Origin of the sequence: Microcoleus sp. CAWBG27, assembly GCF_020883145.1 — a bacterium.
In the GTDB taxonomy this organism is placed as follows: Bacteria; Cyanobacteriota; Cyanobacteriia; order Cyanobacteriales; family Microcoleaceae; genus Microcoleus.
The window spans coordinates 52,938-59,805 of record NZ_JAHREU010000027.1 but is presented as its reverse complement, the minus strand read 5'-3'; the positions used below and the strand labels follow the sequence as shown (position 1 = coordinate 59,805).

Genomic DNA, 6,868 nt, shown 5'->3' with positions numbered 1-6,868 from the left:
CCTTACTACGAACTTGGAGAAGGACTAAAGTCCTTACTACGAACTTGGAGAAGGACTAAAGTCCTTACTACGAACTTGGAGAAGGACTAAAGTCCTTACTACGAACTTGGAGAAGGACTAAAGTCCTAAATTGATATAATCCAAACCCAATAACTCCTCTATCTTATGAATCGTAACATCACGGAGAGCTTCTTTCACTCCCGCAACCCTGCGAGCCCGCAAGGAAAACAAAATCCCAGAATATGGCAAATGCTTCACAGCCAAGGCAAAATCTTTCTGCACTTCGATAAATTCGTGCTGTCGGTAAACCTCCTCGATTTCTTGAACTAACAATTCATATTTACTCTTAACTTTTTGATACAAGTCAATCCACTCGGGAAAATAAGTTAAAAACTCTTCTCCTTCATTCGTCAAAACAATTTCGATCATCCGGCGCGTCGAAAATCCTTCGCGAAGGTGGGAAATCGCCACATATTGCGGAGACTTAACCTTAACTCGGTTGAAGTTAGCATCGCAAATAATATACCCTTCCGAATCCATCGGATCTAAATGCTGAGCCGCTTCAATAACTTCTTTCCAGCTAGTTAAAGGATAAGATGCTACCAATTCCCAGCCGTATTTGTCGGCCGAAATACTGGGGTCGCTTTCTACCAGCGTTTGAGTGTTGCGAACGCCGTGGAGGACGATTTGATTGTTGGTTTGCTGGACAACTATTCGATTGTAAGGAGTCATCAACTCAAAGATAAAACAATTATCGGTTTCTTCGGGCAATTTATATCCCAATTCTTGCCATACTTTCCAAAAAAGTTCGGCAAAGCTAAATCCAAAACCGTTAACTTCACCCGCTGCATCGGGAGTGCCGCTAGATTGCACTCTCCATTCTCCCTGATAAAAATACAGTACAGTCAGCGAACCGTCTAGTTTTTCGTAAACCTTGGCGCTACTCCAATCAATTGCTGCGGCGTGGCCTTCCCCGTAGTTAAAAAATTTGTCGTAGGGATAAGAAACAATCTGCCAATCTTGAGACGCATCTAAAATAATGCCCCGGCATTGCTGGACTATTTTTTCGCCCAGCGGGGATTCTATCTGCGAGTATTTCAGACAGACTAAATCGGGATATTGGCGGTGGCGGGTAACTTTGATATGATAAGTTTCGCACAAAGTTTCTAATCCGTGCTGGCCTAAATACTCTTGCAGTTCCACGTTTGACTCCTAAATTACTCGCCTTCTCTATTTTATCTGTTACTCCATATTTCCGTGCATTTGTAAAGAAAATTTAAACTTGCTTTTTTCCTGAATGCCTGCTGTGGCTTTTGTATTTGGGAGTTGTGTTGTAAATTAAGTGAACGCGGTTCAGTGCAAAACTAGACTGTTTCGACATTGAGGACAAAAATAGTGAACAATAAATTATTACTTTTGGCGACTTCTGCGTGCGTATTGACTGCTTTAGTGCCTGTATCGCAAGTTTTCGGTGCGGCCAAATTGCCGCAGATGCTGGCGGAAACAAAGCCTGTTGCTAAAGCTGATGCTGCTGTGCCGGTAAGTGAAATCTTGCCAAAGTTAAAAGGCAAAACGCAAGTACCTATTTTTATCCCCAGCTTGGTTCCTGTTTCGCAGAAACTTTACTATCGAACCCAAAGTAAACCCGACAGCTATATTGTTTCTATGGAGTTTACAGCAGATTGCAAAGGTACGGGTGCTTGCACTTTAGGGGAAATTAGAGGTCAAAAAGGTGGTGAGTTTTCTACTAAAATCGAAGGGGTAACTAAGACGTTAAAAACTGTTCAACTTGCGGGCGGAGTGAAAGGAAATTTCCACAATGGTTGCGGGGCTTACTGCACGGCTAATCTTGAGTGGAAAACTCAGGGTTTTATGTATACTGTAGCGATTAGAAATGGAGCGGAAGCAGATTTAATTAAGATTGCAAATTCTGCTATTCAAGCTGGTAAACGCTAAGAAGATTTGCGATTTTGTAGAGAAACGAAGCAATTTTAGTCTTGGCGATTGCTTCGTTCCTCGCAATGACAGAGAATATTATATATTTTGGGAGCCTTGAAACCAGTTAAGCTGGGGAAACAAGAGAGAATGGTTGTGATGTCTATAGGGAAATCAGGATGAGGGGAAAAGGACTATTTTGGGCGATTTTTGCTGGTGTGGTGACTGCTTTTGCGATCGCACTTTTGACGCCCAACTCCGCGCTAGCACGTCCAGAAGTGTCTGTGACCGAAATTCGCTGGTTTAATTATACCTCCAAAGATGGCTGGCAATCCATCGAATTTATTGTGCCCGATCGCAACACCGCACAATCTACCAGCAGCCGCAAGCTGCGCCCCTACGACGTTCATCTTGCCAAGATGTTTGAAATTTCGCGTTTTTTGTGCGATCGCGATCGCACTTCTGAAGGTTACAATTGGTCTTACCAAGCCGAAAATGGCAACATTGACATGGGAATCTTCAAAATTAGCTGCGAGATAGCCCGTTCCACCGCCACAACTTACGGATTGGGCAAACCCGAAAATACAGTCATTCGCCGCAACTTCAATCAAAAAGACGGCCGCCCTTCTCTTGCCGTTGTAAAATATTCAATTCCCACTCTGAACGTTGCTAAAAATAGAGTTTTACAGTGGAGAGATTTTGTCCAAAAGTTTCCCCCAATCCCCAACAATTCAGGTGCAAATCAAGCTAGAACTCGTTTTCCTGTAAGTAACATCTTTGGGCAAATCAAAGGCAAGACGCGAGTACCAGTTTTTCTGCCGAGTATGCTTCCTCTATCGGATACTCAGCAACTTGATTTTGATATCAAAGCTGGCTCCCACGGCTACATTATTGAAATGTATTTTGGCAAAGGATGTCGCGGGGGAGCCTGTACTTTCGGCACAATTGAAGCGAAAAGAGATGAACCGATTTCGCCTCCTTCGCAATTGCCGAGAGATACTTACAGAAGTATTGAATTAGCAGGCGGAATGAAGGGAACTTATTTCAATGGTTGCGGTAATTATTGCATTGCTTCTGTTGAGTGGCAAAGGCTGGGAGTGCTGTACCGAGTAAGTGTGAAAAATGGACGACAGTCAGATGTTGTTGCGATTGTAAATTCTGCACTTCAAGCAGGACAACGTTAATAGGTACGTAGTTGCGCTTGAGCGCTCTTTCGCACAGACAAGAGAAGAGCGCTAAAGCGCAACAACATACCTTAAAACGTACCTTAATAACTTACACTTGTTTCGCGATCGACACGACATAAAAAGTAACGGGCTACATCAAGAGCATTTTTAATGGTTTGATGACTTTAGTAATTTGATAAATTAACTTTTGATGGTACTCTATTAGCCTGGTTGAGAAGTTCGATCGCAATTACCAGAAAAAATTGGTTGAAAGCCTCTCCCTTTGAGGGAGAAATTAAAATCAGACTATTCATTACTTCAATCCTCTTCCTTCTAGGTAGAGGTAGCTCTCAAACTGTCAACTGTCAACTGTCAACTGTCAACTGTTCAAATCGCCCTTTTCCCCTCCTGTCTATATTTCTCTCTCCAAATCCCGCCACCTTTGAGCTAACTCTGCCGCCGGCTTCTACCGCGTTCATCCGCATTAACTCTAGGAAAATCATACATCATCGGCTGCCTTTGGCTCGAAATGCCGATCGGCTCAAGCCACCCAAGCCAACGCAAAATTGGAAACACCCTCAAAGCTCGCTGCTGCTGCCGGTCAATATCTGGTATTACTATTTTATCGCCCGAATTGTCCCAACCAGCAATTAAAGTCCCCACCTGCGGTACGCTAGATCAGGTGAATATACTGGCTCATTTCAAGCTATCCTGCGATCGATCTTATGTCCCCAACCACATCTGCCCCTTCCCGAACCGTCCGCATCGGTTCCCGCAAAAGCCAACTCGCCCTCGTTCAAACCCATTGGGTGCAAGCAGAATTACAGAAACGCTTCCCGCAACACACTTTTGAAGTCCACACCATGTCCACCCAAGGGGACATAATTCTTGATGTCGCCCTCGCTAAAATTGGCGACAAAGGACTTTTCACCAAAGAATTAGAAACGGGAATGCTGAACCGTGAAACGGACTTTGCCGTGCATTCCCTCAAAGATTTACCTACCAACTTACCCGAAGGTTTAATATTAGGATGTGTCACCGAACGGGAAAATCCCGCTGACGCCCTGGTAGTTCACTCCAAGCACAAAGACAAGCAACTTGACACCCTCCCCGAAGGTGCAGTAATCGGCACTTCTTCCCTCCGCAGGCTGGCTCAACTGCGGCACCATTTCCCTCATTTTGAATTCAAAGATATTCGCGGCAATCTCAACACTCGACTCGCTAAATTAGATGATGGCGGTTACGACGCAATTATTTTAGCAGTTGCCGGACTCGAAAGATTGGGAATGGGCGATCGCATCCACCAAGTTATCGACCCTGAAATCTCCCTCCACGCCGTCGGACAAGGTGCTTTGGGCATCGAATGCCGCGCCGGAGATCCAGAAATCCTCGAAGTTATTAAAGCTCTCGAACACTCCGAAACCGCCCAAAGATGTTATGCTGAACGCGCATTTCTGCGGGAATTAGAAGGCGGCTGTCAAGTACCCATTGGCGTCAATACCAATATAGAAAACGGTCAATTAACCTTAACCGGAATGGTATCCAGTCTCGACGGCCAGCGATTCGTCAAAGATACTGTATCCGGCGCAGCCGAGACTGCGGAAATGCTGGGAATAGACCTCGCCCACCGCCTGCGCGCCCAGGGAGCGAGTGTTATTTTAGAGGAAATCTTTGTCGAAGTTCAACGCGGTTCATAAATGCGATCGGCATCTATTTTTCACGGCTTTGAAACGCGATTTATCGCATTTGGTAAAATAAACATAAATGGCGGTTCGCTTTTGTTTTGACAGGTACAATAGCAGTCTGATGGTAGATTTTAGATGGTGATTTTAAATAAAATTGCCAAGTTCACAAATATCTGACTAATTTAGGATGCTCCGCAGGATGTTGAGAAACCAGGTTTATGGATAGATACCTTGCTGTAGAGCCCAGGATTTTTCGTGGAAACCGGGTTTCTTTGCATCAGCCCTATAATTGTCAATATACCAATCCAAAATCTGCAATCAAACATCGACAATAAATCAGCCACCTATTTCAGGGAAATGCAAAATATGAGCGCTCAGGAAACTCAATTAAAGCTAGAATTGACAAAAGTTCAGCAACTTTATCGCAAAATGCAGGCAGATCGGAAAGCTTTGCAGCAGCAATTGAAAGAGTTGAAAACTCAGGTGGCAAACTCTTCCGATGTCGTCGAGCAAGTTTTGCCCTCCGTAGTTTCAGTTTACGTGATGGATTGGGATACAGGAGAAGAAATTTCTTCCGGGAGCGGTTTTTTTGTATCTCCTGACATAATTGTCACTAACTATCACGTTATCGAAGATATTGCCGATGAAGATTACTTCTACGAAGAAGATGAAGTCGAACAAGTTTTAGTGGAAACTTACGACGGAAAGTTGAGAATGGCAGAGGTGGTATTTACAGGTAATGCGGAAGAGGATTTAGCATTGCTGTTGATTACTGGTTTTATCATCGATCCGGCAACAGGGGAACAAGTGGAGTCTCCCGAAGAATATCCTCCCCTAGAATTGTGTTTTGATGTCAAAGTGGGCGATCGGGTAATTGCTGTGGGCAATCCTATGGGACAGTTTGCTGCAACTGTAACTCAAGGTATTATTACTGAAATTCGCGAACCGGAAGAGTATGAGGTGGGCGAGGATGATGAAGATGAGGTTGCCGAGGTGAAGGTGTTGCAAACGGATGCGGCGATTAATCCGGCAAATTCGGGCGGCCCGTTGATTAATATGGCCGGTCAAGTGGTTGGGGTGAACACGTGGGGATTGGAAGATGCTGATACTATTAATTTGGCGATCGCCTCGGTTGCATTGGATGACTTTTTAGCTGGATTTGAGGAAACTTTTGAGGGTGAACCTGATGAGGAATAGTCAGTTATAGCGCAATACGGTTTACTTAACGCTTTTGATAAATTTCATCTGACGATTTTTGGATTATAAAGAGGTGAAATAGATCTTAAGAAGATTTTACCGCAGAGAACGCAGAGAACACAGAGAGGGGAGGGACAAAAGGTTTTTTTACGACATCCAAAACCCTCGCAATACTCTTCCCTCTGCGCCCTCTGCGCCCTCTGTGGTTCAAAACTCTTCTCTTGATGGAGTGGATTATAATTTAATACGGTTTACTTAACGCTTTTGATGAATTTCATCTGAGGATTTTCTGGCAATACAGCCATTTTGGGCAAGTCAGATTTTTCTTAAGTAAACTGTATTGAGTTATAGCGTTCTTTTTCTTGACAAGCTTTTAGGAGGGGCGATCGCCTGTTTTTTATCTATTCACAAAGCAAAGCGATCGCCCTTCCACACAAAAAAGCCGTCCTTCTAGCGATGAGTATTGAATATTTATTTATGCAGCCTCAGTCAAAGTCCTGACACGCAAAACTTCATTACACATTAACGGTTCAATTTCCGACTCAGCTAAAGTAATTACAGCTATAGTTTCACCTAAAGCATTAAAAACTTCGAGACTGTAACCATCCTCATCGGGGTGAGGATGATGCTCAACAATAGTAGCAATATCTCCCGGACAGAGTTTGTGGTTGGGTACATCTACTCGTAATGCTACTCTTTTAAACAAGGGAAATTTCATTTTATACCTCCTTATTGGGATATAGGGTAATAAACTTGGTTTTTTGGGATGGAAACTCAGTCATCCAAATAGTTACTAGCGAGTAAAGTAAATTTTACGCTTGACAATAGCGATCGCACTTCCCCCAAAAAAGCGATGAGCTTGACAAAAGCGTAAAACAGGTGGTA

At 43.8% G+C, this 6,868-nt stretch carries 8 protein-coding genes; 4 read left to right on the top strand and 4 right to left on the bottom strand.

The window, feature by feature from the left end; genetic code table 11:
- Positions 1 to 117 precede the first annotated feature (117 nt).
- On the bottom strand, positions 118 to 1,203 hold the full coding sequence (locus QZ938_RS16735; RefSeq protein ID WP_293350060.1) for an RNA ligase: 1,086 nt from the start codon (positions 1,201 to 1,203) through the stop codon (positions 118 to 120).
- Between the two features lie 192 nt (positions 1,204 to 1,395).
- Between QZ938_RS16735 and QZ938_RS16730 the strand changes: the two genes are divergently transcribed.
- Positions 1,396 to 1,956, top strand: coding sequence for a hypothetical protein (locus QZ938_RS16730; RefSeq protein ID WP_293350062.1), 561 nt, complete (start codon positions 1,396 to 1,398; stop codon positions 1,954 to 1,956).
- Positions 1,957 to 2,114: 158 nt separating this feature from the next.
- Positions 2,115 to 3,119 carry a hypothetical protein gene (locus tag QZ938_RS16725; RefSeq protein WP_293350064.1) on the top strand — a complete coding sequence of 335 codons (1,005 nt, stop codon included), beginning with the start codon at positions 2,115 to 2,117 and terminating at the stop codon, positions 3,117 to 3,119.
- 167 nt (positions 3,120 to 3,286) lie between these two features.
- Here QZ938_RS16725 and QZ938_RS16720 read toward each other — a convergent pair whose 3' ends face one another.
- Positions 3,287 to 3,415: a hypothetical protein gene (locus tag QZ938_RS16720; protein ID WP_293350066.1), complete on the bottom strand. Its 129-nt coding sequence runs from the start codon at positions 3,413 to 3,415 to the stop codon at positions 3,287 to 3,289.
- A gap of 133 nt (positions 3,416 to 3,548) precedes the next feature.
- Positions 3,549 to 3,764 (bottom strand): hypothetical protein, encoded by a 216-nt coding sequence (locus tag QZ938_RS16715; protein WP_293350068.1) that lies wholly within the window; start codon positions 3,762 to 3,764, stop codon positions 3,549 to 3,551.
- Positions 3,765 to 3,826: 62 nt separating this feature from the next.
- Between QZ938_RS16715 and hemC the strand changes: the two genes are divergently transcribed.
- Entirely contained in the window at positions 3,827 to 4,798 is a 972-nt protein-coding gene (gene hemC, locus QZ938_RS16710) for a hydroxymethylbilane synthase (protein ID WP_293350070.1), read from the top strand.
- Between the two features lie 354 nt (positions 4,799 to 5,152).
- A complete protein-coding gene (locus tag QZ938_RS16705) occupies positions 5,153 to 5,983 on the top strand; it encodes a S1C family serine protease (protein ID WP_293350072.1) in 831 nt (276 codons plus the stop codon).
- A 475-nt stretch (positions 5,984 to 6,458) separates the two neighbouring features.
- Here the strand turns inward: QZ938_RS16705 and QZ938_RS16700 are convergent, their stop codons facing one another.
- Positions 6,459 to 6,701, bottom strand: coding sequence for a DUF4926 domain-containing protein (locus QZ938_RS16700; protein ID WP_293350074.1), 243 nt, complete (start codon positions 6,699 to 6,701; stop codon positions 6,459 to 6,461).
- Between the last annotated feature and the right edge of the window lie 167 nt (positions 6,702 to 6,868).

What these genes read in the sequence shown, in the direction of transcription:
- QZ938_RS16725 (WP_293350064.1), top strand. Translation starts at nt 2,115, where the DNA reads ATGAGGGGAAAAGGACTATTTTGGGCGATTTTTGCTGGTGTGGTGACT.
- QZ938_RS16720 (WP_293350066.1), bottom strand. Translation starts at nt 3,415, where the DNA reads ATGAATAGTCTGATTTTAATTTCTCCCTCAAAGGGAGAGGCTTTCAAC.
- hemC (WP_293350070.1), top strand. Translation starts at nt 3,827, where the DNA reads ATGTCCCCAACCACATCTGCCCCTTCCCGAACCGTCCGCATCGGTTCC.
- QZ938_RS16705 (WP_293350072.1), top strand. Translation starts at nt 5,153, where the DNA reads ATGAGCGCTCAGGAAACTCAATTAAAGCTAGAATTGACAAAAGTTCAG.
- QZ938_RS16700 (WP_293350074.1), bottom strand. Translation starts at nt 6,701, where the DNA reads ATGAAATTTCCCTTGTTTAAAAGAGTAGCATTACGAGTAGATGTACCC.